A 25,370-nucleotide genomic window follows, 5' to 3' on the forward strand; every position below is an offset into this window, starting at 1 on the left:
TATCTGCAGCGCATCAACGCCCTTCAAGCAACTCCGCTGCCTGATCCAGCAATGCCAGAGGCTCTTTGGCCTTGTGAATATCCACCGACAACAACTGGCGAAACTTGCGCGCCCCCGGGAACCCGGTGCCCAGCCCGAGCACATGGCGAGTGATGTGGTGCATCGAACCGCCCGCATCAATGTGCGCAGCGATATAAGGCCGTAACTGCGCCAGCGCTTCGGCGCGAGTAATGATCGGTGACGTACTGCCAAACAGCTGCTGATCAACTTGCGCCATGACATAAGGATTGTGATACGCCTCCCGACCCAGCATCACCCCGTCGAAGGTCTGCAAATGCTCGTGACAGGCTTCGAGTGTCTTGATGCCGCCGTTGAGTATGATCTCCAGCTCCGGAAAATCCGCCTTCAGCTGTGCCGCCACGTCGTAACGCAGGGGCGGAATGTCACGGTTTTCCTTCGGCGACAACCCCTCCAGAATCGCAATCCGCGCGTGCACGGTAAAACTGGTACAGCCGGCATCCCGAACCGTGCCGACGAAATCACACAATTGTTCGTAACTGTCTCGCCCGTTAATCCCGATCCGGTGCTTCACCGTCACTGGAATCGACACCGCGTCCTGCATGGCCTTCACGCAATCGGCGACCAATTGCGGATGCCCCATCAGGCACGCGCCGATCATATTGTTCTGCACCCGATCACTCGGGCAGCCGACGTTCAGATTCACCTCGTCGTACCCATGCTCCTGAGCCATGCGCGCGCAAGCCGCCAAATCCAGCGGAACACTGCCACCGAGCTGCAACGCCAGCGGATGCTCGGCCTCGTCATGGCGCAGGAAACGTTCGTGATCCCCGTTGAGCAAAGCACCGGTGGTGACCATTTCGGTATAGAGAAGAGCGTTTTTCGACAATAAGCGCAGGAAAAACCGGCAGTGGCGATCGGTCCAATCCATCATGGGCGCCACGGAAAAGCGGCGGGAGAGCGGTGCGGGTGTGGCGGTGGTTACGGACATGGGGGATCTGGAATCGGTGAGGCTGGGAGGTGGGGAGTTTATCAGGATTGGGTTCAAGGGGTGGAGGAGAGACCGGCGGGTTGGATTAGTACCTGAACGGCAGCTGTCACATCGCAAGGTTTCATCGTGCCTGGCAATGACGCGGCGCAGGATGACTATCGCTGCCCACCCTCCACAGGAATCTGAAAATGATCGAAAGCCTCGTCAAAGTCTCGTTGGTTGCCGGCGCTTTGCTATTGAGCGCCTGTTCGGGGGTGAGCTCCCATCGGGATTATTCGGCCGACTCGGTGCCGTTTGCCGGTTTTGGGCCAGGGCCAGCCAACAGCAACTCCAGCCGGATGAATTTCCACGGTAATGCGCTGAGCAATAGCTTCGGTGAGTACAGTTGCGGGTTACTCCATGACGACTGATACATGGCCCGCAATGAACAAGGGCGCTCCAACAGGATCGCCCCTTTTTTTGCATAAAAAGTTCTGTTACTTCGCCTCAGGCACTGCCACCCACTGACCCAGAACTTTCTGGTAGTTGCCCGTCACCTTGGCCAGGTGCAGCCACTGGTCCACATACAGCTTCCAGTTCATGTCATCGCGGGGTAGCAGGTAGGCCTTCTCGCCGTATTGCATGTACTGCGTCGGGTTGACCGCACAGAGTCCAGGTTTTTGTTTCTGCTGGTACAGGGCTTCCGAGGCATCGGTGATCATCACGTCGGCTTTCTTGTCCAGCAGCTCCTGGAAGATCGTCACGTTGTCGTGCAGCTGCAGCTGCGCCTTGGGCAGGAAGGCGTGGACAAACGCTTCGTTGGTGCCGCCAGCGGGTTCGACCAGGCGTACCGACGATTGGTTGATCTGTTCGATGGTTTGATACTTCGACTGGTCTTCGCAGCGCACCAGGGGAATTTTGCCGTCGACGTCGAGCGGGGTACTGAAGAAGGCTTTCTTCTGCCGTTCCAGGGTGACCGAGATCCCGCCCATGGCGATGTCACATTTGCCGGCGAGCATGTCGGGCATCAGGTTTTTCCAGGTGGTCGGGACCCACTCGACCTTGACGCCGAGGCTGTCGGCCAGTGTGCGGGCCATGGCGATATCGATACCGGAGTACTCGCCGTTCTCCGCTTTGGCGGTGTAGGGCTTGTAGTCGCCGGTGGTGCAAACGCGCAGTTGGCCTTGTTGCATGACGCTGTCCAGATGCGAGGGTGCTGCCTGAACGCCGCAGGAAAAAGCGAGCAGGCCGCCGAGCATCAAGGTGCTTTTTATGTGGTTCATGGGTCTCGGGCTTCTGTGATGGAATTTTTTGGGTCACGGGGAAAACAAACGCTGAACACCGTGCCGTTTTCTGCACTGGAACTGACCGAAACATCGCCGCCATGGGCCTGGGCGATTTCCCTGACGATAAACAATCCCAGCCCTACGCTGCGCAGTTCGCTGTCACTCTCGGTGCCGCGGGTCATGGGCTCGAAGAGCACGTCGATCAACGATTGCGTGATCGCTGGCCCTGCGTTGTGCACGGACACCGACGCCACGTCATCGTCAATTCGCGAGATGATTGTGATGGGCTGTTTCAGGTCGCCATAGGCCACACTGTTGGCGACGAGGTTGCCAATGATTTGCTGAACACGGTCGGCATCCAGATGGGCGCTGCCATTGCCCAAGGTGTTGTGGATCAGGCTGGCCTTTGGAAATGCGACGCGCAGTTCGTCAGTGCTTTGGTCAGTAACAGTGTGCAGGTCGATGGGCGATGGCGAGATGCCCAGGCCCTGACCGACGCGGGCGAGCGCGAAGTCGAGCAGGTCGGCGATCATGCGTTGGGCGCGCTCGGACGATTGGCTGATGTGGCCGAGCAGTTGGGTTTCCTTGGCTGTGCGCTGGCCTCGGGCGAGGATGTCCGAGGCCATCTTGATGGCGGTCAGCGGGTTTTTCAGGTCATGGCTGACAATGGCGACCATTTGCTCAGCGAACAAGGCGCGGCGCTGGGCTTTTTCGTAGGCCAGGTTGAGTTCGGCCTGCGCGTGCTGGAGTGCGTTTTCGGCGACGGTTTTTTCGTGCAGCAGCGCTTCGGCGAGTTTGCGGGCGTTGAGTAGCTCGCGTTCGTACTTGTCACGGTCGGTGGTGCCGAATAGCGCCAGTTCATAAAACGCGCCGTTGGCGTGCTCGCGCCGTACGCCGTTAAGCAGCATGGTCAGGGCATGGCGGTCGTGATGGATCAGGTCGAGCTTCACCTCGGCGACCGAGCCCTGCATTTGCATCAGCGGCGCCCAATGGGTCTGATGAAAAATACGCCCGCCCATGGTTAGCAAGTCCTGGAAGCGTCGGCCGCAGAGCTCGTTCTGGCTGTAACCGAGCCAGTGGCTGAAGGTCAGGTTGACCCGCAGGATCGTGCCGTCCTCTTTCGTCACCACCAAGGCGCATGGCGCGTTTTCGAACAGGGTGTGCGAATCGGGTAAGGGTGGTTGGTCAGTCGACATGGGCGTTTTCCCAAGGCGACAGGAAATCGTTCATGGCCTCGGCGCAGGCTTGCGGGGCGCTCATGTGTGGGCAATGTCCGACATTGCTGACCAGGCACAGCGTGCTGTCGGGCAAGACGTCATGCAGGTATTCACCCACGGCCACCGGGGCAATGATGTCGTCGCTCGATTGCACAATCAGTGTTGGCGTGGGCAGCCCGGCGACGTCCTGGCGATTGTCGGACATGAACGTCACTCGGGCAAATTGTCTGGCGATCTCGGGTTCGGTGCGACAGAAGCTGTTGGTGAGCGCTTCACCCAGGGCCGGCTGCCCTGGTGCCCCCATGATGACCGGGGCCATGTTGCTGGACCAGCCGAGGTAGTTGCTGTCGAGGGTATCGAGCAATGAGTGGATGTCCTCGAGCTTGAATCCGCCGACGTAGTCGTCGCGATCGATGTAGCAAGGTGAAGGGCCGATCATCACGTGGGCAGCGATTCGACCCGGCGACTGGCGATCGGCCAAGGCACCGATCATGGCACTGACGGAGTGGCCAACCACGATCGCCGGGCCACTGGCGAACTGATCGATGATCTCTCCCAGGTCTCGGGCATAGCCGGACAGTGAGCTGTATTTTTGCCTGTCGTAGGCGCCCAGATCTGACTGGCCGGCACCGACCAGGTCATACAGTACGATCTTGAAGCGTGCGATGAAGTGCGGGAGCAGATAGCCCCACATGGTCTGGTCACAACCAAAACCGTGGGAAAAAATCAGTGTCGCCGGACCGTCGCCCATCACGTTGATGTTGTTGCGATGTTGAAGGTCCATGCAGAGGTTCCCGATGGCGAGTGAGTATTGATGCCTCCGGGAGTGTAGATAGTCAGGCTCATGCGGTCACGCGTTGTACCGACCGTCAGCCTCGACGACACGTTCAACAGGCTGACGGCGGAAACCGATGCCCCCTGTGCGGCCATTGGCGGGCTCGGTTTTGCCAGGTGGATGGCTGATTATTGGCGAGAGGTGGTCTTGTCCGATGACGCAACGGTGTCGCCGCCGCAATTGATGTACGAAGACGATTTCAACCAGCGTTGGTCCGGGTAATAGGAGAACAACAACTGGCCGTCTTTCATCGAGTCGATCAGCTGGTGTGCAATCGCCGGTCTCACCGCCGGGCAACCCAGGCTTCTGCCGATCCGCCCATTGGCGCGGGCCAGCACGGGGCTGACATAAGGGGCGCCGTGAATGACGATGGCCCGGTCAAAAGCGTTATCGTTGAAGCCGGGCTCCAGGCCTTCCATGCGCAGCGAATAACCGTTCTGGCCGCGATAACTCTGCTGCGTGCGGAACAATCCGAGGCTGGTGGCGTGGCTTTCGTTCTGGTTGGAGAACAGGGTGGCCATGTTTTCGCCACTGTTGCGACCATGGGCGACCAGTTCGTGAAACAGCAACTTGCGTCGTTTAAGATCGAACACCCACAGGCGTTGTTCGGTCGAAGGCAGGGAGTAGTCGATCACTGCCAGTCGTTGGGCCGCAGGCTTGCCTTGGGCACGACTGCATTGGGAGGCACGGACGGCGAGGGCAATGACTTTGGCATTGGCGTCTGGTGCGGCTTTGACCAGCGCGTTTTCAAGCGAATCGGCGTAGGCTGACGTTACTGAAAGGCTCGTCAGTAAAATGGCAAATAAAAGGCCAGAGCGGATTAGCGCCATATTCGGGTCTCATCGTGATAATTTCGAGTCTAGCAGCGAGCAGGAAGCAAGCCGTTTGAAACGGGAGATTAAGGATTATCCATGGTGCAATTAACAAGGTTATTCGTCATAAGCCGCATGTTTTTTATGGGCTTTCTGATCAGCGGTGCAGCGATCGCGCAAACTTCGCCGATTGAGCCGGTATCTCCGGCAAGCAACGAAATTGATGCCGCAGCGCCGGATGATGCAATCGGCCAAGCGATCCAGGCAACGCTGGAACCGCTGCGCTCGGCGTTTCCACCAGTGCTCACGGCCCGACGCCATCAGCGTGTGGATGTCGATCGGGTGGTCATGGACTTTTACATGCATCGCCACTATCGCGCGGCGTGGACGGACGACCGCGATGTGACGCAGTTGCTCAAAAGCCTCAACGACACCCAGATCGATGGTCTGAATCCGGCGGATTTCAGCATCACGGAGTTGGCGCAGGCCCATGAGGCGCTGGTGGCGGCGATGCCTTCGACGACCCAGCGGGCAATGTTCGACCTGGCGGCGACCCGCAGTTTCATTACCGCGTTGCTTCAGTTGCGCAGGGGTAAAGTTGATCCGTCGCGGCTGGACATTCACTGGAACTTTGACCCGGCCGGTGTCGATCCCCGCGAGGACATGAACAATCTGTTCGCCGCCCTCGATGCCCATGACGTGGCACGTGCATTCGCCCAGGCGCCTCCGCAAGAGATCATCTACCGCGACCTGCGTGAAGGGCTGGCGAAGTTGCGTCAGGTTCGCAGTGCCGGTGGCTGGCCAAAAGTCACTGAGGGCCAATCGCTCAAGCCCGGTATGGACGGGGTGGCGGTCGGGCAACTGCGTGCGCGCCTGGTGGCGGGTGGATATCTGGCGCCTGGCGCGTCGAAAAAAGCCCTCTACGACGACAAAGTCATCGCAGCGGTGAAACAGTACCAGACCGAGCAATACCTGGGCGCTGATGGTGTGGCGGGGGCGGCGACGCTGGCGGCGTTGAACGTCCCCGTCGAGGCGCGGATCGATCAGGTGCGAGTCAATATGGAGCGTGCGCGCTGGCTGTTGTACAAGCTTCAGGGCACGTTCGTCATTGTCGATATCGCCGGGTACAAGGTGGCGATGTATCGCGATGGGCTGCCGATCTGGCGCTCGCGGGTGCAGGTTGGTAAACCGGTACGCAGCACGCCGGTGTTCCAGGCCGAGATCACCTACATCACGTTCAACCCGACCTGGACCGTACCCCCGACGATCCTCAAGCAGGATGTGATTCCGAAGATTCAAAACGACCCGGGCTATCTGGCTGCCAACCGCATTCGTGTGCTGGATCGCCAAGGCAATGTGCTCAGTCCGTCGAGCGTCGACTGGAGCAATCCGCGGGGCATCAGCCTGCGCCAGGACGCCGGGCCTGACAGCTCGCTGGGTCAGGTGGTGATTCGCTTCCCCAACGACTATGCGATTTATCTGCATGACACCCCCCATCGCGAATTGTTTGCCAAAACCGTTCGGGCCACCAGTTCGGGCTGTATCCGGGTGGAAAATCCGTTGCAACTGGTCGAGTTGTTGTTCAACGACCCGGTACGCTGGAACCGCGCAGGTATTGAGAAGCAATTGGCCAATGGCAGAACCGAGAACATCCGGCTACCGGTAAAAGTGCCGGTACTGCTGGCTTACTGGACCGTAGACCTGAGCAACGAGGGGCGGGTGACCTTCAAGCCGGATATCTACGATTACGACGCCCGGGTCCTGAAGGGGCTGAATGTGCCGACCAGATTGCCGGCGCTGGATCTGCGCAACGCGCAGACTCCGCTGGTGGTGACGGGAGAAAACAAGCCATAGCACAAACCTGGGTGCGGCCACCCGGCAAGTGGTCGTCATTTATCTCAGGCGCAAGAGGCATCGTCGAACCTGACGCGGGCAATGGCGCAACAAGCGCCGACATTCAGGGTGCCCTGACCATCGCCGAACAGATCCGCCGCAGTGTTATCGACAAGCATATCAGCCACACCGGCTCGCCCAATGGCTGCGTGACGGTCAGCCTCGGCTGCTATTCGTTTGTGCCGACGGGCCGAGACAACATGGACGTGTTCATCCAGCGAGCGGATGCGGCGCTGTATCAAGCCAAGCATTCGGGGCGAAACCGAACGGCCACATTGTCCATGGATGTCGCTGCCGAGGCGCTGATGCGCTCGGATCGTTAAGGCGCATTTTTCGCGCTGTTTCATTGTCTTTACACCTGAAGCGCCAGTCGTCCGTCTGTCATTTTCTCGTGAATTGATCGTCTAGAGTTCCGTTAGCGCCGCCGACCCAGGCTGCACTCCCCAACGCACGGACGATCGCCAACATGTTGATCCCCCAAACATTGACAGCCGTTGCTCTAACCGTCGCCGTTTTCGCTGTTTTTCCGCTCGCCAGCCACGCTCAATCGAAACTCACAGCTGAAGAAGCTCATGCCATCGGCGTGGATGCCTACGTGTATTTCTATCCGTTGTTGACCATGGACATCACCCGCAAACAATTCACCAATATCGAGCCGGGCAAGGAGTTCGGCAAAGGTCCGATGAACATGTTTGTGAGCGTGCCGCAGTATCCACCTGCGGATTTCAAGGGTGTGGTGCGCTCCAATTTCGACACCCTGTATTCGATCGCCTGGCTCGACTTGACCAAGGAACCGTTGGTGATCGCGGCGCCGGACACGGATGGACGTTTCTATCTGCTGCCAATGCTCGACATGTGGAGTGATGTGTTCGCTTCGCCCGGCTGGCGCACCACCGGAACCGAAATGGGGCAGTTTCTGGTGACGCCGCCGGGCTGGACCGGCAAGGTGCCCGACGCAATGGATCATTTGCCGGCGCCGACGCCGTTTGTCTGGGTCATCGGTCGCACCAAGACGGACGGCGCGGCCGATTACGCGGCAGTGCACAAGATCCAGGCCGGCTACACCGTGACGCCGTTATCCCGAGTGGGTAAGGAGCCTGAAGCGGTCAGTGTGAAAGTCGACCCGGCAGTGGACATGAAAACGCCGCCGAAGATACAGGTCGATACGATGTCAGCGGCCAACTACTTCGCCTATGCGGCCGAACTGCTGAAAGTGAACCCTCCCCACAGTACCGATCAACCGATGCTCGCGCAGATCAAGCGTATCGGCATCGAGGCGGGAAAACCGTTCGACATGCAGGCCCTGGACCCACAAATCAAAGCGGCGTTGCAGACCGTGCCCCAGGATGCGCAGGCACTGATGACCTGGAAAGTCCCGACCCTGGCCCGCGTCGTCAATGGCTGGTCGATGAACACCGACACCATGGGCGTTTACGGAAACTACTACCTCAAACGCGCCATCGTGGCGCAGGTCGGGCTAGGTGCCAATCTTCCCGAGGATGCGATTTATCCGTTGAATATCGGGGACAGCAACGGCAAGCCACTCAACGGTGCGAACAAATACATACTGCATTTCAACAAAGGCGAGACGCCGCCGGTGAATGCCTTCTGGTCAATCACCTTGTATGACCCTGAAGGGTTTCAGGTCGCCAACTCGCTCGACCGTTTTGCGCTCAGCAGTTGGATGCCGTTCAAGACCAACGCCGATGGTTCGCTGGATATCTATTTCCAGAACGAAAGCCCCGGCAAGGATCTTGAGGCCAACTGGTTGCCCGCGCCCAAAGGGCCGTTCAATCTGACCATGCGCTTGTACGGTCCGAAGCCTGAAGCGTTGAATGGAAAATGGGACCCTGCACCGGTCAAGCAATTGTGAAACGTGGGTAAGAAGGCAGCCGATGTTCATCCTTCATCGGTTGCCTTCACGCGTTCAGCTACCTGTCCCGCCACCCGCTCCACCCGTCCCTCCACCTGCTCCGCCAGTCCCGCCACCGGCGCCAGAACCGGACCCGCTGGAGCCAGTGTTACTGCCGGAACTGCCGCTGGATGAGCCGGTCGCACCGCCGTCTGCTCCGCTGCCACCGGAAGGGGATGCGGGGGTGTTATCCGGCGGCATGGCCGAGCCTTTGATCGAGCCTGATTGCGCGCCGGTCGCGTCAGCGCCATCGCCGGACGCCGCAAAGGTCGTCACGGACGCGGCAGACAACAAACCGGCCAGAATCAGGGAAGTCACTCTGATGTTCATCATGGTCCGTCTCCCGGAATGAGTCGTTACCTGATGTTGGTCTGAAGGGCGGGGTGGTTGGTGCCCGCCGGATGACGAGTGGTGTCTTCTGCGTAAAGCCTGCACGCGAACCGGACGAGACACCAAACGCAACCACCGAAAGGGGCTAGTGTCAGACATTGGGCATCTCGTGCTCAGGAGAGTCCGCTCATGAAGAAGTTGCGAATCGCGACATTCAACGTCAACGGCATACGCGCCCGGCTGCCAAACCTGTTGGCGTGGCTCGAGCGCGAGAAACCCGACATTGCCTGCTTGCAGGAGCTGAAATCGGTCGACAGTGCCTTCCCGGTCGCTGAACTGGAAGCGGCCGGTTATGGCGCGATCTGGCACGGTCAAGCGTCGTGGAACGGGGTGGCGATTCTGGCGCGCGAGGTGCAACCGCTGGAAAGCCGGCGTGGACTGCCGGGCGACGAGAGCGACAGTCACAGCCGTTATCTGGAAGCGGCGGTTCACGGCGTGTTAGTGGGCTGCCTGTATTTGCCCAATGGCAATCCGCAGCCGGGGCCGAAGTTCGATTACAAGCTGGCCTGGTTCGAGCGCTTGATCCGCTATGCCGAGTCTCTCCAGGGGAGCGAGCACCCGGTTGTGTTGGCCGGCGACTACAACGTCGTACCCACCGATCTGGACATCTACAATCCGCGCTCCTGGCTCAAGGACGCATTGCTGCAACCGCAGAGTCGCGAGTGCTATCAGCGTCTGCTGGACCAGGGCTGGACCGACTCGTTACGCCACTTGTATCCAAACGATCGGCTCTACACGTTCTGGGATTATTTTCGTCAGCACTGGCAGAAAAATTCCGGTTTGCGTATTGATCACCTGCTGCTCAATCCTGCCTTGAGTCCTTATCTGCAGGAGGCCGGTGTTGATGCGTGGGTACGCAACGAACCTCACGCCAGTGACCATGCGCCGACCTGGATCCAGTTGAATTCGCGTAAGCGGCGTTGATTTTTCCGTGCGGGGTGATTGGCTAAATCAATTGTCGGTGACACCGCTTCATCCCTTATACATAGCGGCCAATGACGGAGCGATCCGTCGCTTGCGTGCATAAGGATTGAACGATGAGCGAACCACATTTGACCCACCTTGGGCTATACCTGCAACGCCTGGGCTTCGATGCGCCCCCGGCACCGACCCTGGAAAACTTGCGACTGCTACAGCTGCGCCACACCGGCGCGTTCCCGTTTGAAAACCTCACTACGTTGTCCGGCGAGCCAGTACTCATCGACCTGCCGTCGATCGAGCAGAAAGTCCTGCACGAGGGTCGGGGCGGCTACTGCTACGAACTCAATAATCTGTTCCTGGCCTTGCTCCAGGAACTGGGCTACGACGCGCGGGCCATCAGCGGCCGGGTAGTGATGGGGCAGCCGGAGGGTGCGTGGACGGCGCGGACTCATCGCTTGAGCCTGGTCATTATCGATGACGTGCGATACATCTCTGACGTCGGCTTCGGCGGCATGGTGCCGACCGCGCCACTGCTGCTGGACTCTCGAATCGGGCAGTTCACGCCTCACGAACCCTATCGCATCGATCAGCATGTCGACGGCTACACCCTGCGCGCCAATGTCGCTGGCGAATGGCGCCCGATGTACATATTCGATCTGCAACGCCAGGAAGACATCGATTTCACTGTCGGCAACTGGTACGTCTCGACCCACCCCGAATCTTCATTCGCCCGGCAACTGATGGTGGCGCGCACCGGGGAGGGTTGGCGACGCACACTCAACAACGGCAGCTTTGCCATTCACCGGGTCGGCGAGGACAGCGAGCGACGGCAGCTGAGTGATGTGCAGGAGTTGATTGAGCTGCTGCAGGCCGAGTTCGCCATTCGTGTGCCGGAGCATGGGCAGTTGCGGCAAACGCTTGAACGATTGATCGCGGCGCCGAAACAGGCTTAGCCCCATGAGCTAAAAATCGGGCTGGTCTGGTTGATCGGCCCGTTTTCGTTTCAAGGCCGAGCGTTTTGGCTCCATCATGGGTTGAGTTTCTCGTAGCGCTTGCGACAGTTTTTGCTGGAGGCTTTTCAGCTCGTCGCCAGGAGTCCAAAGACTGGTAAGCCGAGCGCGCCGAGCGTTTGGGGATGTATTTCAAGGTTTTAGGCGGTGCTTCGCTGGAGGATGGTCAGGAGAAATGGACAGGTATCCATTTTGTGACCGGTAAGTTGTATACAACTCTATAGACATTTGTCCTGTGTCTTGCATACAGTGTGCGCATAACAAAAACCAGGGAACCCCCTAACATGAAAACGCCCCATGTTTCACACCAACGGCCCGAGGACGAAAACCTAGGGATCGGCGCGAATATGGCTTACGGCCTGCAACATGTTCTGACCATGTACGGTGGCATCGTCGCGGTGCCTTTGATCATTGGTCAGGCTGCCGGGCTGTCGCCGGCGGACATCGGTTTGTTGATTGCTGCTTCATTGTTTGCGGGGGGGCTGGCCACGCTGCTGCAAACCCTCGGTCTACCGTTTTTTGGTTGTCAGTTGCCGCTGGTGCAGGGCGTGTCTTTCTCGGGTGTCGCCACCATGGTGGCGATTGTCAGCAGTGGCGGGGAGGGTGGTTTCCAGTCGATTCTCGGGGCAGTGATAGCCGCGTCATTGATTGGTTTGCTGATCACACCGGTGTTCTCGCGAATCACCAAGTTCTTTCCACCGCTGGTCACGGGCATCGTGATCACCACCATTGGCCTGACGTTGATGCCGGTGGCCGCACGCTGGGCCATGGGCGGCAACAGCCATTCCCCAGAGTTCGGCAGCATGGCCAATATCGGCCTGGCCGCAATGACGCTGGTGTTGGTGCTCTTGCTGAGCAAGATCGGCAGCGCGACCATCTCACGTCTCTCGATCCTGCTCGCAATGGTCATCGGCACGGTCGTCGCGGTGTTCCTGGGCATGGCCGATTTCTCATCCGTCAGCGAAGGTCCGATGTTCGGCTTCCCGACCCCGTTCCATTTCGGCATGCCGACGTTCCACTTCGCGGCCATCCTGTCGATGTGCATCGTGGTCATGGTGACGCTGGTGGAAACCTCGGCGGATATCCTGGCGGTCGGTGAAATCATCGACACCAAGGTTGACTCCAAGCGCCTGGGCAACGGTCTGCGTGCCGACATGCTGTCCAGCATGATTGCGCCGATCTTCGGCTCCTTCACCCAAAGCGCCTTTGCCCAGAACGTCGGGCTGGTGGCGGTCACCGGGATCAAGAGTCGCTACGTGGTTGCCACCGGCGGTCTGTTCCTTGTGCTCCTGGGCCTGCTGCCCTTCATGGGGCGGGTCATCGCAGCGGTGCCGACTTCGGTGCTGGGTGGTGCCGGCATTGTGTTGTTCGGCACGGTGGCGGCCAGTGGCATCCGTACGCTGTCCAAGGTCGACTACCGCAACAACGTCAACCTGATCATCGTCGCTACTTCGATCGGCTTCGGCATGATCCCGATCGCGGCACCGAACTTCTATGATCACTTCCCGAGCTGGTTCGCCACGATTTTCCATTCCGGTATCAGTTCCTCGGCGATCATGGCGATCGTTCTAAACCTGACCTTCAACCACCTCACGGCGGGTAACTCCGAGGGGCAGTCGGTGTTTGCGGCGGGTACCGAGCGGGTATTGCGCTATCAGGATCTGGCGGCGTTGCGCGAAGGGGACTACTTCAGCGACGGAAAACTGCATGACTGCGATGGCAAGGAGATTCCAGTGGTTGAGGTAGACCACGGGCATGGCGAGCCGCGCGCGGTGCATGCGAAAAACAGTGAACATGTCTGACGTTTCAAACGCATGAAAAAAGGCCGATCTGTCGAGTGACAGATCGGCCTTTTGCATTCATGTGGTCTCTATTGCTCGCTTTGCGCCCAGCGCCCCATCAGCGTATTGGATGGCAGTTGTTCATCCAGCAGCTTTCTCGCCGTTTCCACCCCCGCCACCGGCAGTCCTTCAGGGTTCAACAAGCCAATTTGCACCAACACGCTGGCCTGATCCCAGTAGATATGCTCGTGGTACAGCTTGTCCCCGCGGAACTTGATCACGCCCAGCATCGGAATCTCGACGTATTTTCCGGTCGGTGCCACGTTGGGCAGCATCCAGTCGATTTCGGTGCTGTGTGTAAAGCACATGATGAATTCGTCGACGATCTGAAGGGCGCCGATGGTGCGGGAGATCGGGATGAGCTTCATGTCCGGCGGGTTGCCGTGGACAAAATGGTGTTGGTAGAAGCGGCTGAGTTGTTTGGCGCCGACGCCGCCGGTCATGGTGGGAATATGGTTGACGTAGGGCTCGGCGACCATGGTTGCCATGGTGGCAGGTACGTCGCGGGTGTCGAACTCGTGGCGGATGTGGTCTTCCCACAGGGCTGACAGGTTGAAGTGGGGACCGATCTCACGCTTGAGGGCGGCGATACTGCGTTCATGGGCCATCAGCGAGGCCGGTTTGTCGTAGTGTGAACTCCCGGCCCGGGCGAAGGCGTGGTCGACGCCCGGGTACACGTAGATTTCGGCCTTGTCGTTGCCGGCCAGGTGTTGGCTGATTTGGGCGCGGGCACTGGCGTCGCAGTAGCCATCGTTTTCGGCAAAATGCAGGACCAGGCGGCCCTTGAGGTTTTCCGATTCGTGCAGCAGGTGTTCGATGCCCATGCCGTAGTAGCCGACGGCGCAGGCCACGTTGGTGCGCGTGGCGGTCAGCCAGGCCAGCTTGCCGCCCATGCAGAAGCCGACATAACCCAGACCCGCGCCTTCAACTTCAGGCAGTGCACGCAGGGCGTTGAAACTGGCGTCGATGTCAGTGACGGCCTTGTCCACATCCAGACGCTGGAACAGGTCGATGGCCCGCGCAAAATCGGCTTCGGTGTAGCCCAGGTCAATGCCCGGTTGCAGGCGCCAGAACAGGTCGGGCACCAGCGCCACATAGCCTTCCTCGGCATAGAAGTCGGCGACTGCGCGCATGTTCGCGTTGACCCCGAAAATCTCCTGCCCAATCACCACGCCGGGGCCTTTGCCGCTGGCCGGCAGGGCCAGGTAGCCGCTGAACGTGGCGTTGCTGTCCGTTGCCCGGATCTCGATCATCTTGCCCATGTCATCTACCTCATTCGGTTATCAGATTTATTGGCTGTCACGGTGTTGTTGGAACCACACGCGCGGCGACACGCCGCGGTCTGGTCCGAGAATCGAAAAGCCGCCGTCCACGGGCACGTCGACACCGGTCATCCAGCCCGCACCGGCACTGCACAAAAACGCCACCACGCTGCCGACCTCATGGCCCCGGCCGATGCGCCCGAGCGGATGAAAAGGGGCTGCGACCCGATCGGCCAGTTGCGGATCGTTGTCGCTGAACTCTGCGACGCTGGGCGACCAGGTCCAGGCTGGGGACACGCTCAGCACCCGGATTTGCTCCGGGGCCAGGGTCATCGCCAGGTTTTTCGTCAGTTGCAGGATGCCGGCCTTGGAAGCTGGATAGAGCGCCCGCCCGGCCGCACCGAACTTGCCGCCGGTACTGCCGATGTTGATCACCACGCCGCCGCTGGGCAGGTGCACGGCGGCCTTCTGGGTGAAGATCGCCGCCGACACGAGATTGACGTTGAGTGTTTTCAGCCATTGCGCGCGATCCGAAGCCAGCCCCTGATCGGCGTAGAGGCAAGCGTTGTTGACCAGAATGTCGAGCCTGCCGAAGCGGGCGAGGGTGGCCGTGATACAGGCGTCGATGTCTTCGTCGCGCTCCACGTCGCAGGCGGAAAACCCGCAATCCAATGATTGCGCCAAGGCCTGACCACTGTCGGCGTTGCGCCCCACCAGCATCACCCGAGCACCCTCAGACAACAGCTGCCGAGCGATGTCCAGACCCAGCCCCTGGGTACTGCCGGTCACAATCGCCACTTTGCCTTCGAGCATCATGACAAGTCCTCCAGAGCTTCGTTGACGTGACTGATACGGGCGATCAGCGCCATGCTCGCCAGCGAGGCCGCGTGTGCGCCGCCGTCCGCGCTGGCGCAGGCATCCGCTGCGACCGTCACTTCGAAACCGCAATCCACCGCATGGCGCACGGTGCTTTCCACCACCGAGTGGGTTGCTACGCCGGCGATCAACAGGTGCGAGGGATTGAACCGGCGCACCACGGTTTCCAGCGGTGAGCCATAAAACGCATTGATCCGGTTATGGGTGACGACGAACTCCTGACGGCTGTTCAGTGGAGCCAGAGCGCTGAGGAACTCCGCGCCCCAACTGCCTTCCCGGACCGCGCCAAGGGTGGCGACCGTGCGCAGGATCGGCGCGTTCTGGATCAGATCGGCGTAGTCCGGTCGGAACGCCACGCGTACGTGGACGATCGGCCAGCTCTTGGCCCGTGCCCCTGCGAGTAATCTGCCGGCAGCGTCGAGCACTGCATCACGCACGCTGTCATCGTCCCCCAGCCCGACCCGAATCTTGCCCTCGGGGTGCAACACATCGTTCTGATAATGAAGTGCGATCACCACCGGCGCGTTCATCAGACGAATACCTCAAGGTTGGCAAACACATCGTTGCAGTTGATGAGGTCTACGCGCTTGAGCTGGATCTGCCAGCCACCGGCATCCTGCGCGGCCAATTTATAGGTGTAGCGACCGGCGAGCTGGCGTTGTTCCAGGCGCCATTCGCTGTACTGAAAGCTGGCGCTGACCACCAGCAGGCCCTGGGCGTCGAGACCTTCGACCATCACGTTGCCGATCAGGTGCGCGGTTTGGGTCTGTGGTTGCTGGGACCAATTGCGGGCGTTTTCCACCCGCCGGATCCGCACCTCGCGCAGCATGCGGTTTTCCCAGAACAGCGAAATATGGTCGAACGGGTTGGCTTGCTCGTGCTTGTGTGGCACCCAGTACATGCCGGTGTCGGTGAACAGCTTGTCCCACTCCCAGAAGCGCCGCTCATCCAGAAGGCGCGCCTCTTGATAAAGAAACTGTTCGATCTGGCGCAAGGTCTCGGCAGGGACCTGGGCAGGGGTCAATTGGCGGGTGTCGACGTCGATTCGGCGGTCAAGCAGCATGGGTGCTCTCCTTGGCGATCAGGGTGGCGGTCATGTACTGTTTCCAGGCGGCGAACTGGTTGCGCATAGGCAGTTCGCTGGTGCCGTTGGTGGACACTGCACCGTCTTCCAGCACTGTGTCGGTGCCGGCGTAGCGGTGCATGCTGATCCACTCGCCACCCCGAGTCATGTTGCCTTCCTGGCAGCGAGCATAGACTTCGACGTCGTCGGGCATCACGTTGGAGGAGGGCGAATTGATGACGTTGGCGTAAGTCAGCGCGCGGTCGAACACGGCATCCGGAGCACCCTTGCAGCGGAAGGTCTGGATCTCGACCAGGGTCTGATCCACGGCGATGGGGCGGATCACCCGGAACTGCATGAACACGGTGTGCGGCGAACCGCTGCCGTAGATCACCGTGTTGTGGCGGTTCATGCCCAGGATCCCCTTGGCGCGCTGTTCGCCGTAGGCCTGGCTCAGGCATTCGAAGTGAGCGCGAGCGACCTCGTCGCGTTCGGCGGCGCCCGGGTCGAAGATCGCTTCCATATAACCGTGGCCGTTGTGGTAGGCGCGCAGTTCGAGCTTTTCCCAGAAGTCGTAAGGCTCGCCATTGCCGTCCATGATCAGCAGCTCGAAGGGCATTTCGCCGATGGCTTCGGCTTCGCCACGCGCAGCGTCTACCGATGATTCGTGAGTTACGCGGGCGTGCATGGTGTCGTGCAGGTTCTCGTAGAACACTTTCCAGTTCGAGCGCTGCTGAACGCGGAAGATGCCACCAGCCACCTCGACCTCACCGACCGGTGAGCGCTCGCACAGGTTGTCGATGGAGGTGATGACGCCGCCCAGGAATGATTTAAGGTCCGGTCCGAACGCTGCCTGACTGGCAAACACGAAGCCGCGATAGGCCTCGACGCGGGCCACGCTGACCATGGAGAAATCCGGGTGTTTGGGGTCGTAGCAGGTGCCTTCGAAACCGCTCTTGAGCGGTGCCGACAGATGCTGACCATCAAGCTTGAATGTCCAGGCGTGGTACGGGCAGCGGAAGAACTTGCCAACACTGCCGTCACCGTCGGCCACCAGTTTTGCGCCCTTGTGCGGGCAGCGGTTGTACAGCACGCTGACCTGCTGGTTGGCACCGCGCACCATGATCACATCCTGATCGCCGATGCGCGTGGTGTGATAGTCGCCGGGGTTCTTGACCTGGCTTTCATGGCCGACGTAGATCCAGGCGTTGCCGTAGATGCGCTCCATCTCCAGCTTGAACAGGGTCGGGTCGGTGTAGACGCTCTTATGCACGCTGTCCTCGCGGATCAAGGCAGCGATTTGCTCGTTTGTCGGTATCACGGGATGTCCTCGGCTTGTCACAGATCGAGCACCAGCAGCGCGCTGCTGGCACGGGAGACGCAGGTACAGAAACTGCCGCTGGCGCGATCGCGCTCCGACAGGCAGATGTCGCGGTGATCGGGCTGACCGTCGATGACCTGGGCGACGCACACCCCGCAGTCACCCCGTCGGCAGTCGAACATCGGGTCCAGGCCGGCCTGGAGCATGGCGTCGAGCACACTTTGCCCGGCGGCCACTTGCAGGTTCACGCCGCTTTCGCGCAGGTGCACCTCAAAGCCTTGATCGTCGGCCACTTCCAGGGCACCGCTGAACAGTTCGTAATGCAGGTGATCTTCTGCCCAACCCTGTTCGCGAGCGCAGGCCAGCACGCTGTTGAGCATGGCGCTCGGGCCGCAGATGTAGAGGTGCAGGCCGGGTCTCGGCGCGGCCAGAATCGTGGCGGCAGGGAAGCGCTTTTGCGGGTCGCCGCCGCTGATCCAGCAATGGCTGTCCAGGCAAGCGCGGACCTCTGGCAGATAGGCCATCTGTGCTTCATCGCGACCGGCGTAGTGCAGGGTGAACGGCTTGCCGGCTGCTTGCAGCGACCGGGCCATGCCAAGCATGGGCGTGATACCGATGCCTCCAGCGATCAGCAGGGCATGCTCGGTGTTTTCACACAGTGGAAAGTGGTTGCGTGGCGCATCGGCCAGCAGTTCATCGCCGACCTTGAGTGAGTGCACCCAACGCGATCCACCGCTACTCGCTTCTTCAAGCTGGACGGCGATCTCGTAGTGTTTACTGTCGGTCAGGTTGACCAGCGAATAGGCCCGGCGTTGGGCGCGACTGCCCGGTACATGCAGCTCCAGATGGGCTCCGGCAGTGAAGTCCGGTAGCGGCTGGGCATCGTTGGACACCAGCAGCACGCGGCGGATTGCGGGGGTCAGAGGATCGATCTGTTGGACCCTGAGCGAGAGGCTGGACATACGCAATTCCTGTCTGAATTCGTAGTCACTGTATGAAGCTTGAGGGGGTCAAAAAAGCCGCAAACGGCAAACCGGTATCCACTTCTGGCGAGACTGATCTACTTCCTGAAAACACCGCGCGCAATCTGGATACGGCACCCCATTCACTGTAGGCGCGAGATTGCTCACGATGGTTGTCAACGATGACGCGGGGAACCTGATTCCCCGTGGTGTTCTCTGGTTCATCGCGAGCAAGTTCGCTCCTACAGGGAATCGGGGGGCAGGTGTTTCAACAGTGCCCGCAAGTGTTCACCATCAGCCCTGGCCAGATCTTCCAGCACCGCAAAGTGATGACACCCGGCAAGCTCGACAAGGCTCACGGCCTGCCCGGCCTCAAGGCAGGCACTGGCGTACTCGCGCGAGTGCCGAATCAACTCCGGCAACTCATCCCCGCCCACGGTCACCAGCAACGGTGCGCCTTCGCCGATCAGCCGTTGCGGGCTATAGCGATGGATCTCGTCTTCGCTCAGTTGCAGCTTGTCGTTGAGCCAGCAGCGGCTGATGGGTTCAAGCTCCATCAGGCCGCTGATCGGCATGGCCAGGGTCACCAGCGGATGCTGGCGATAGAGCGCGCTCAATTGCCCGCCTGCCGAATGCCCGCAAAGCACCACCTGTTGACCGATGTTCAAGGCTTCGCGATGCGCCACCAAGTAGTCCAGGGCCTTGCCGATCTGTCCGACGATGGTGCCCATGCTCGCCTCGGGCGCGAGGGTGTATTCCAGCAAACCGACATTGAAACCCGCTTCGATCAGGCCCTCTGCGATAAAGGCGTAGTCGTCCTTGTCCGAGGCTTGCCAGTAACCGCCATGAATGAACAGCAGTGTCGGCGCCCCGGCATTCGCCTGGGCGTACCAGTCGAAACGCTCGCGCCTGGCATTGCCATACGACACATCACGCTGCCAAGCGTGGTTCGCATAGGTCTCGGCGCTGCGCTGGCGAAAACGCTGCATGATCTGCGGGAAATTGCCCACGGCGGCGACGTTGTTGTAAGCCTGATCAAGGTCCATGGCTGCTCATATTCCCAGGTAGCGTTGCGACAGTTCGGGTTGAGCGGCCAGTTCCAGTGGTGTGCCATCCCAGACCTGTCGTCCCTTCTCGATGATGTGATGACGGTCGACCACCCGCGCCATTTCCTTGAGATTCTTGTCGATCACCAGAATCGTCTCACCCTCGGCCTTGAGAGTGGCCAGGCAACTCCAGATCTGCTCGCGAATGATCGGCGCCAGGCCTTCAGTGGCTTCGTCCAGAATCAGCAGGCTGGGGTTGGTCAGCAGCGCGCGACCGACCACCAGCATCTGTTGCTCGCCGCCCGACAGCGTGCGTGACAGCTGGTCCTGACGCTCCAGCAAGCGCGGGAACAGTTCATAGACCCGTGCCAGGTCCCACTTGCCCCGCGTGGCGGTGGCGAGCAGATTTTCCCGCACGCTCAAAGTGCCGAAGGCGCGGCGGCCTTCTGGCACCAGCCCCAGGCCAGCCTTGGCGATGCGATAGGGCGCTGCACCGCGCATTTCCGTGCCGTTGATGCGGATGCTGCCGGCACTGGGCTTGAGCAATCCCATGATCGATTTGACCGTGGTGGTCTTGCCCATGCCGTTGCGCCCGATCAGCGACACCACCTGGCCCTGCTCGATGCTCAGGTGCATGTCGAACAACACCTGGCTCAAGCCATAACCCGCTTTCAAGCCTTGAACTTCAAGCATGTTCTTCTCCCAGGTAAGCGGCCCGCACTTGCGGGTCGTTGCGCACTTGTTCGACGCTGCCGGTCAGCACCGTCTGGCCGTACACCAGCACCGTGATGCGGTCGGCGAGGGCGAATACCGCGTCCATGTCGTGTTCAACCAGCAAGATCGCGTAGCGACCCTTGAGGCTGTGCAACAGCTCGGTCATGCGCGCGGATTCGTCAGCCCCCATTCCGGCCATCGGCTCATCGAGCAATAACACCGAAGCTTCCTGAGCCAGTGCCAGGGCGATCTCCAGTTGCCGCCGTTCGCCATGGGAAAGCTCGTGGACGGAGTCTTGGGCGCGAGCGTCCAGGCCTACTTGTTGCAAGTACCCCAGTGCCGGATCCAGCAGGCGGGTGTCGCGGCCAAGCGCACGCCACATGCCGAACGCCTTGCCCTCGCGGGCGGCGATAGCCAGGGCGACGTTCTCCAGCAGGGTGAACTCGCTATACAGCTGGCTGACCTGGAAAGCCCGCGCCAGACCCAGACGCGGGCGCTGCCAGGCCGGTACGCGGGTGATGTCCTGGCCGTTGAGGTGGATCTGGCCGCGGTCGGGGAAAACCTCCCCGGCGATCTGCGCGATCAGTGTGGATTTACCGGCGCCATTCGGGCCGATGATGGCGTGCAACTCGCCCTTGGCCAGTTCAAGACTGGCGCCGTTGGTGGCTTTCACTGCACCAAAGGTCTTGTGCAGATCACGAATCGACAGTTGTGCACTCATGGGCGTGCCTCCACGACGGCGTCCGGTTGGACGGACATCACCTTCGGTTTGCGCAGCAACAGGCTCAGCAGTAATCCGTAAACGCCTTTCTTGCCGAACAGCACCACCAGCAACAGCAGGGGGCTGAAGATCAGCATCCAGTGCTCCGTCCACTGGCTCAGCACCTGTTCGAGGCCCAGGTAGGTGGCCGCGCCCAGCAGTGGACCGAGCAGGGTGCCGACGCCGCCGAGGATTACCATCGCCATCAGCTCGCCGGACTTCTGCCAGGCGCCCATGTCGGGGCTGACGAAAAGCGCGTAGTTGGCCCACAGAATCCCCGCCAGGCCACCGCCGGTGCCGGCGATCACAAACGCCGTCAAGCGATAGCGCAAGGGCGAGAGCCCCAGACTGACGCTGCGCCGCTCGCTCTGCTTGAGTCCGCGCAGGACAAAACCGAAACGTGAATTGACCAGTCGTCGGCACAGCAGCATCCAGCCGGCCAACAAGATCACGCAGAGGTAGTAGAAGTGGTTGGCATCACCCAGATCCAGCGTGCCGAGGGTATTGCGCTCGTTGAGCAGAATGCCGTCGTCGCCGCCGTACAGCGACAGTGAGCCAAGCACGAAGTAGAGCATCTGACCGAACGCCAGTGTGATCATGATGAACTGCACGCCGCTGGTACGCAGTGACAGATAACCCACCAATAGCGAGAACAGCGCGCAGACCAGCAGGGCCAGTGGCCACACCACCATCGCGCTGTTGCTGCCCTCCCAGCCCCACAGCGGCATGCCTTGGGACGTGTGAAAGGCAATGATGCCAACGATGTAGCCGCCCAGGCTGAAGAACGCGGCATGGCCGAAGCTGACCATGGCGCCGTAGCCGATCAGCAGGTCAAGGCTGATGGCCGCCATGCCGTAGATCGCAAGGCGCGTGAAGAAGCTGACCAGATAGGGTTCGTGTAGCCAATGGGCCAGCAACGGCATGCAGGCGAAGGTCGCCAGGCACGCAAGGTCAATGATAAGGCGTGGTGACATGGCGTTCTCCTCAGGCACGGGCCGGCAGCAGGCCGCGCGGGCGTACCAGCAGCACCAGGGCCATGACGATGTAGGCGCTGGCGGAAATCAGACCGCCGCTCAGGGTGCCGCTGGTTTCGCTGGGCAGCAGTTGGTCCAGCAGCGGCGGAATGTAGGCACGGCCCAGGCTGTCGACCATGCCGATCAGCAAAGCGCCCACCAAAGCACCCCGCACCGAGCCAACACCGCCGACGACGATAACCACGAAGGTGGTGATCAGGATCTTCTCGCCCATGCCGATCTCCACTGACAGCAGCGGTGCCGCCATGAAACCGGCCAGGCCGCACAGTACGCACCCGAATACGAAAACCAGGGTGTACAGACGGGCGATGTTGACGCCCAGCGCGCCGACCATTTCGTGATCGTCTGCACCGGCACGAATGAGCATGCCCAGGCGCGTGTGGTTGATCAGCAGCCACATGCCGAGCGCCACCACCAGCCCTGCGGCGATGAACAACAGCCGGCTGACCGGGTACATCAGCCCGGGCAGCACTTGGACAAAACTTGAATACCATTCGGGCGTGGGCATCGCCGGTGGGCTGCGGCCGAAGATCACGGTCAGTAATTCGTTGCTGAAAAATACCACCGCCAGGGTCGCCAGCACCTGATCCAGGTGATCGCGTTTGTAAAGGCGGCGCATGATCGATAATTCGATCAGCGCGCCGTAACAGGCTGAGCCGATCAGTGCGGCCAGGCCGCCAAGCCAGAACGAGCCGGTGGCCATGGCGGTGTAAGCGGCACAGAAGGCACCGACCATGTAAAAAGCGCCGTGGGCCAGATTGATCACGCCCATGATGCCGAATATCAATGTCAGGCCTGAGGCCAGCAGAAACAGCAAGGCGCTGTATTGCAGGCCGTTGAGAATCTGTTCGAGCAATAGCATTGCTGCGTTCCTCATGAAAACGCCCCGCAGTTGTGCTGCAGGGCGAGGACGGGATTCAGGTGCCGGTCAGATCGAGCACTGAGCGGCGTAGCTGTCGACGTGGCGTGTCGCCAGGGTCTTGATCGGCACTTCGATCAGCTTGCCGTCGGGGCCAGCCTGCACCTGCAGCAGGTACCAGTCGATCACCGGGTGCCGGTTTTGGGCGAAGCTGAAGTCACCGCGAATGGAATCGAACTTGACGTTCTTCATGGCGGCGCGGAAGGCCGCCTGGTCTTTGAGATTGCCCTGGGAGGTTTTCAGGGCCGCGCCGATCAGCCGTGCCGTATCGTAGGTCTGGGCGGCATACACCGTCGGGACACGCTTGTATTTTTCTGTGAAGGCTTTGATGAAGGCCTGGTTGGCCGGGTTGTCTGATTGCGGGTTCCACAGCGTGACGATGTTGGTGCCCTTGGCCACATCGCCGGTGGCGGCGAGCATGCGCTCATCCATGGAGAATACCGGCACTATCATCGGTATTTGCGCCGACAGGCCCGAGCCGCCGTATTGCTTGGCGAAGTTGATGCCGCCGCCACCCGGGTGAAACTGGAAGATCGCATCCGGCGCCAGCGCACGCACGCGTGCCAGTTCCACCGAGAAGTCCAGCTGATTGAGCTTGGTATAGATCTCGGTCACTTCACCTTTGAAGGTGCGCTTGAAACCGGCCAGCGCGTCACGGCCTCCCTGGTAGTTGGGCGCCAGGATCACCATCTTCTTGTAGCCCAGCTCATTGGCGGCGACACCGGCCATTTCGTGTGGGGTGTCGTTCTGGTAGGAGCCGACAAAGTAGTTGGCCATGCACTTTTCACCGGCAAGGGTCGAAGGCGCGGTGTTGTTGCTGACGTAGAAAGCGTCTTTGGTGGTGGTATTGATCACGGCCGCCAGCACGTTGGAAAAAATCACCCCGGTATACAGAGAGACGCCATCCAGGCTCATGCGGTCGGCGATCTGCTTGGCCTTGGCCGGTTGCAGGCCATCATCTTCCACGATCAGTTGCACCGGCACACCGCCGAGCTTGCCGCCTTCCTGATCGATCGCCAGCTGGAAGCCGTCTCGCGAGTCTTCTCCCAGGTAGCCGGCGGGGGTGGAGAGGGTGGTGATGAAGCCGATTCGGACAGGTTCCACGGCCTGTGCAGCGGATGCTGCGCAGAGGGAGGTTGCCAGACATGCACGCAATACCAGATTTTTCATGAGGCGGCCTATGAAGTAGGTCGTGCCAACGCACGATAGATGTCGATGAGGGCAGTGATTCAGTGTTCGGTCGGGCCGATTGATTGTTGTTATGGGGGCGCTGTGTCAGCTGTTGCTCTCGGTGAACTTCTCCAGGTAAAGACGGCTGTGATCCAGGCCGTGCTGCTGGCGCCAGTCCTTGATCGACTCGACCATAGGCGGCGGGCCGCACAGGTACAGGTCGAACGGCTGGTCGCGCAGTTCGGCCAACTCCAGGTGTTCGGCGATATAGCCGGTCTTGCCCGACCAGTCAGGGTTGGAGTTACTGACCACCGGCGTGAAGCGAAACCCCGGGATCCGTGCGGCATAGGCCTCGATGCGCGACAGCTCACACAGGTCCGCGGCCTCGCGTACGCCGTAATACAGGTGTACCGGGTGATCGCAGCCGTGCTGGTCGGCTATCTGGTCAAGCATGCCAAGGAACGCCGACAGCCCGGTGCCGCCGGCCACCATCACCAGCGGGCGGTCGATGTGGCGCAAGTAGAAGGCACCCAGCGGCGCTTCCATGTGAATCACGTCACCGACCTGGCAACGATCGCGCACGTAGTCGGTCATCACGCCGCTGGGTAGCAGGCGAATGAGGAATTGCAGGTTGCTGCTGCCCGGCGCGCAGGCAAAGGAATACGAGCGGCGATGCTCGGTGCCCGGTACTTGCAGGCGAGCGTACTGGCCCGGCAGGTAGTCCAGCGCCGCGCCCGCTGCGCCGACTTCCACGTGCACGATGGCGGTGGTCGGGGAGACCTGTCGCACCTCACTTACGGTGCCTTGCAGGCTGCTCGGGCCGCTGCTGCCGCAAAGGCTCGAGTCGAAGTCGAAGTAGAACGCAGCATCCGATTGCACGCGCGTCTGGCAACTCAGCACCTTGCGTTCGGCCAGGTCGCTGGCCGACAGCGCTTCATCGTCCACGTAGTCCAGGGTGTACTGCCCGGATTCACAGCGGCCCTGGCAGGTCGCGCAAACCCCTTCGCGGCAATCCAGCGGAATCTTGATCCCGCTGCGCAGGGCCGCGTCGAGCAGGATTTCATTGTTCTGCACGTTGCAGAAAAGTGTTTTGCCATCGGCGAAACTGAAGGCGACCTTGTACGTCATGAGCGTTAAT

25 protein-coding genes and 1 pseudogene are annotated in these 25,370 nt (G+C 60.6%); 7 read left to right on the plus strand and 19 right to left on the minus strand.

The genetic code is table 11. The annotated features are described in order from the left end of the window. Positions 1-13: 13 nt before the first annotated feature. Positions 14-1,009, minus strand: a complete 996-nt coding sequence (dusA, locus tag QMK58_RS10160) for a tRNA dihydrouridine(20/20a) synthase DusA (RefSeq protein ID WP_082344444.1) — start codon at positions 1,007-1,009, stop codon at positions 14-16. A gap of 188 nt (positions 1,010-1,197) precedes the next feature. Here dusA and QMK58_RS10165 point away from each other — a divergent pair, with 188 nt between their 5' ends. Further along, positions 1,198-1,419: a hypothetical protein gene (locus QMK58_RS10165; protein WP_053157755.1), complete on the plus strand. Its 222-nt coding sequence runs from the start codon at positions 1,198-1,200 to the stop codon at positions 1,417-1,419. Positions 1,420-1,485: 66 nt separating this feature from the next. On the opposite strand, the gene QMK58_RS10170 is transcribed toward QMK58_RS10165, so the two are convergent. From QMK58_RS10170 to QMK58_RS10185, 4 genes are all read right to left on the minus strand, one after another. Then, entirely contained in the window at positions 1,486-2,271 is a 786-nt protein-coding gene (locus tag QMK58_RS10170) for a transporter substrate-binding domain-containing protein (RefSeq protein WP_320396212.1), read from the minus strand. Beyond that, entirely contained in the window at positions 2,268-3,470 is a 1,203-nt protein-coding gene (locus QMK58_RS10175; RefSeq protein WP_053157761.1) for a PAS domain-containing sensor histidine kinase, read from the minus strand. Before QMK58_RS10175 ends, QMK58_RS10170 begins: the two co-directional genes overlap by 4 nt. Beyond that, entirely contained in the window at positions 3,460-4,275 is an 816-nt protein-coding gene (locus tag QMK58_RS10180; RefSeq protein ID WP_053157765.1) for an alpha/beta fold hydrolase, read from the minus strand. The genes QMK58_RS10175 and QMK58_RS10180 overlap by 11 nt, the downstream gene beginning before the upstream one ends. A gap of 179 nt (positions 4,276-4,454) precedes the next feature. Continuing rightward, the gene (locus QMK58_RS10185) at positions 4,455-5,156 is read right to left on the minus strand and encodes a murein L,D-transpeptidase catalytic domain family protein (protein WP_053157768.1); all 702 of its coding nucleotides are present in this window, start codon (positions 5,154-5,156) and stop codon (positions 4,455-4,457) included. Between the two features lie 81 nt (positions 5,157-5,237). Between QMK58_RS10185 and QMK58_RS10190 the strand changes: the two genes are divergently transcribed. From QMK58_RS10190 to QMK58_RS10200, 3 genes and pseudogenes are all read left to right on the plus strand, one after another. Then, a complete protein-coding gene (locus QMK58_RS10190) occupies positions 5,238-6,992 on the plus strand; it encodes a L,D-transpeptidase family protein (RefSeq protein WP_053157771.1) in 1,755 nt (584 codons plus the stop codon). A gap of 98 nt (positions 6,993-7,090) precedes the next feature. Further along, a pseudogene (locus tag QMK58_RS10195) lies at positions 7,091-7,354 on the plus strand (diguanylate cyclase); the annotation flags it as partial. A 143-nt stretch (positions 7,355-7,497) separates the two neighbouring features. Beyond that, positions 7,498-8,904: a DUF1254 domain-containing protein gene (locus QMK58_RS10200; protein ID WP_320396213.1), complete on the plus strand. Its 1,407-nt coding sequence runs from the start codon at positions 7,498-7,500 to the stop codon at positions 8,902-8,904. A 54-nt stretch (positions 8,905-8,958) separates the two neighbouring features. Here QMK58_RS10200 and QMK58_RS10205 read toward each other — a convergent pair whose 3' ends face one another. Further along, a complete protein-coding gene (locus QMK58_RS10205; RefSeq protein ID WP_320396214.1) occupies positions 8,959-9,276 on the minus strand; it encodes a hypothetical protein in 318 nt (105 codons plus the stop codon). A gap of 186 nt (positions 9,277-9,462) precedes the next feature. On the opposite strand from QMK58_RS10205, the gene QMK58_RS10210 reads away from it, so the two are divergent. The 3 genes from QMK58_RS10210 (at position 9,463) to QMK58_RS10220 (ending at position 13,066) form a co-directional block, all read left to right on the plus strand. Then, positions 9,463-10,257: an exodeoxyribonuclease III gene (locus QMK58_RS10210; protein ID WP_320396215.1), complete on the plus strand. Its 795-nt coding sequence runs from the start codon at positions 9,463-9,465 to the stop codon at positions 10,255-10,257. 113 nt (positions 10,258-10,370) lie between these two features. Continuing rightward, positions 10,371-11,207: an arylamine N-acetyltransferase family protein gene (locus tag QMK58_RS10215; RefSeq protein WP_053157783.1), complete on the plus strand. Its 837-nt coding sequence runs from the start codon at positions 10,371-10,373 to the stop codon at positions 11,205-11,207. A gap of 341 nt (positions 11,208-11,548) precedes the next feature. Beyond that, a complete protein-coding gene (locus tag QMK58_RS10220; RefSeq protein ID WP_053157786.1) occupies positions 11,549-13,066 on the plus strand; it encodes a nucleobase:cation symporter-2 family protein in 1,518 nt (505 codons plus the stop codon). Positions 13,067-13,134: 68 nt separating this feature from the next. Here the strand turns inward: QMK58_RS10220 and QMK58_RS10225 are convergent, their stop codons facing one another. From QMK58_RS10225 to antC, 13 genes are all read right to left on the minus strand, one after another. Continuing rightward, positions 13,135-14,367: a dienelactone hydrolase family protein gene (locus tag QMK58_RS10225; protein WP_053157789.1), complete on the minus strand. Its 1,233-nt coding sequence runs from the start codon at positions 14,365-14,367 to the stop codon at positions 13,135-13,137. A 27-nt stretch (positions 14,368-14,394) separates the two neighbouring features. Further along, entirely contained in the window at positions 14,395-15,183 is a 789-nt protein-coding gene (locus tag QMK58_RS10230; protein ID WP_053157792.1) for an SDR family oxidoreductase, read from the minus strand. Continuing rightward, positions 15,180-15,773, minus strand: coding sequence for a cysteine hydrolase (locus tag QMK58_RS10235; protein WP_320396216.1), 594 nt, complete (start codon positions 15,771-15,773; stop codon positions 15,180-15,182). The genes QMK58_RS10230 and QMK58_RS10235 overlap by 4 nt, the downstream gene beginning before the upstream one ends. Continuing rightward, positions 15,773-16,306, minus strand: a complete 534-nt coding sequence (locus QMK58_RS10240) for an aromatic-ring-hydroxylating dioxygenase subunit beta (protein ID WP_320396217.1) — start codon at positions 16,304-16,306, stop codon at positions 15,773-15,775. Before QMK58_RS10240 ends, QMK58_RS10235 begins: the two co-directional genes overlap by 1 nt. Continuing rightward, positions 16,296-17,627 (minus strand): aromatic ring-hydroxylating dioxygenase subunit alpha, encoded by a 1,332-nt coding sequence (locus tag QMK58_RS10245; RefSeq protein ID WP_320396218.1) that lies wholly within the window; start codon positions 17,625-17,627, stop codon positions 16,296-16,298. Before QMK58_RS10245 ends, QMK58_RS10240 begins: the two co-directional genes overlap by 11 nt. A gap of 17 nt (positions 17,628-17,644) precedes the next feature. Beyond that, a complete protein-coding gene (locus tag QMK58_RS10250) occupies positions 17,645-18,589 on the minus strand; it encodes a PDR/VanB family oxidoreductase (RefSeq protein WP_320396219.1) in 945 nt (314 codons plus the stop codon). Positions 18,590-18,831: 242 nt separating this feature from the next. Beyond that, complete coding sequence (locus QMK58_RS10255; protein ID WP_320396220.1) at positions 18,832-19,635, minus strand: alpha/beta hydrolase; 804 nt, start codon at positions 19,633-19,635, stop codon at positions 18,832-18,834. A gap of 6 nt (positions 19,636-19,641) precedes the next feature. Then, positions 19,642-20,328 (minus strand): ABC transporter ATP-binding protein, encoded by a 687-nt coding sequence (locus QMK58_RS10260; protein WP_053157805.1) that lies wholly within the window; start codon positions 20,326-20,328, stop codon positions 19,642-19,644. Continuing rightward, positions 20,321-21,070, minus strand: a complete 750-nt coding sequence (locus QMK58_RS10265; RefSeq protein ID WP_053157807.1) for an ABC transporter ATP-binding protein — start codon at positions 21,068-21,070, stop codon at positions 20,321-20,323. The genes QMK58_RS10260 and QMK58_RS10265 overlap by 8 nt, the downstream gene beginning before the upstream one ends. Next, positions 21,067-22,083, minus strand: a complete 1,017-nt coding sequence (locus QMK58_RS10270) for a branched-chain amino acid ABC transporter permease (protein ID WP_053157809.1) — start codon at positions 22,081-22,083, stop codon at positions 21,067-21,069. The genes QMK58_RS10265 and QMK58_RS10270 overlap by 4 nt, the downstream gene beginning before the upstream one ends. A 10-nt stretch (positions 22,084-22,093) precedes the next feature. Next, positions 22,094-23,005: a branched-chain amino acid ABC transporter permease gene (locus tag QMK58_RS10275; RefSeq protein ID WP_053157813.1), complete on the minus strand. Its 912-nt coding sequence runs from the start codon at positions 23,003-23,005 to the stop codon at positions 22,094-22,096. A 66-nt stretch (positions 23,006-23,071) separates the two neighbouring features. Then, positions 23,072-24,232, minus strand: coding sequence for an ABC transporter substrate-binding protein (locus tag QMK58_RS10280; RefSeq protein WP_320396221.1), 1,161 nt, complete (start codon positions 24,230-24,232; stop codon positions 23,072-23,074). 105 nt (positions 24,233-24,337) lie between these two features. Then, positions 24,338-25,360: an anthranilate 1,2-dioxygenase electron transfer component AntC gene (gene antC / locus QMK58_RS10285; protein WP_320396222.1), complete on the minus strand. Its 1,023-nt coding sequence runs from the start codon at positions 25,358-25,360 to the stop codon at positions 24,338-24,340. Positions 25,361-25,370: the final 10 nt, after the last annotated feature.

Origin of the sequence: Pseudomonas sp. P8_241 (assembly GCF_034008315.1) — a bacterium.
Taxonomy (GTDB): domain Bacteria; phylum Pseudomonadota; class Gammaproteobacteria; order Pseudomonadales; family Pseudomonadaceae; genus Aquipseudomonas.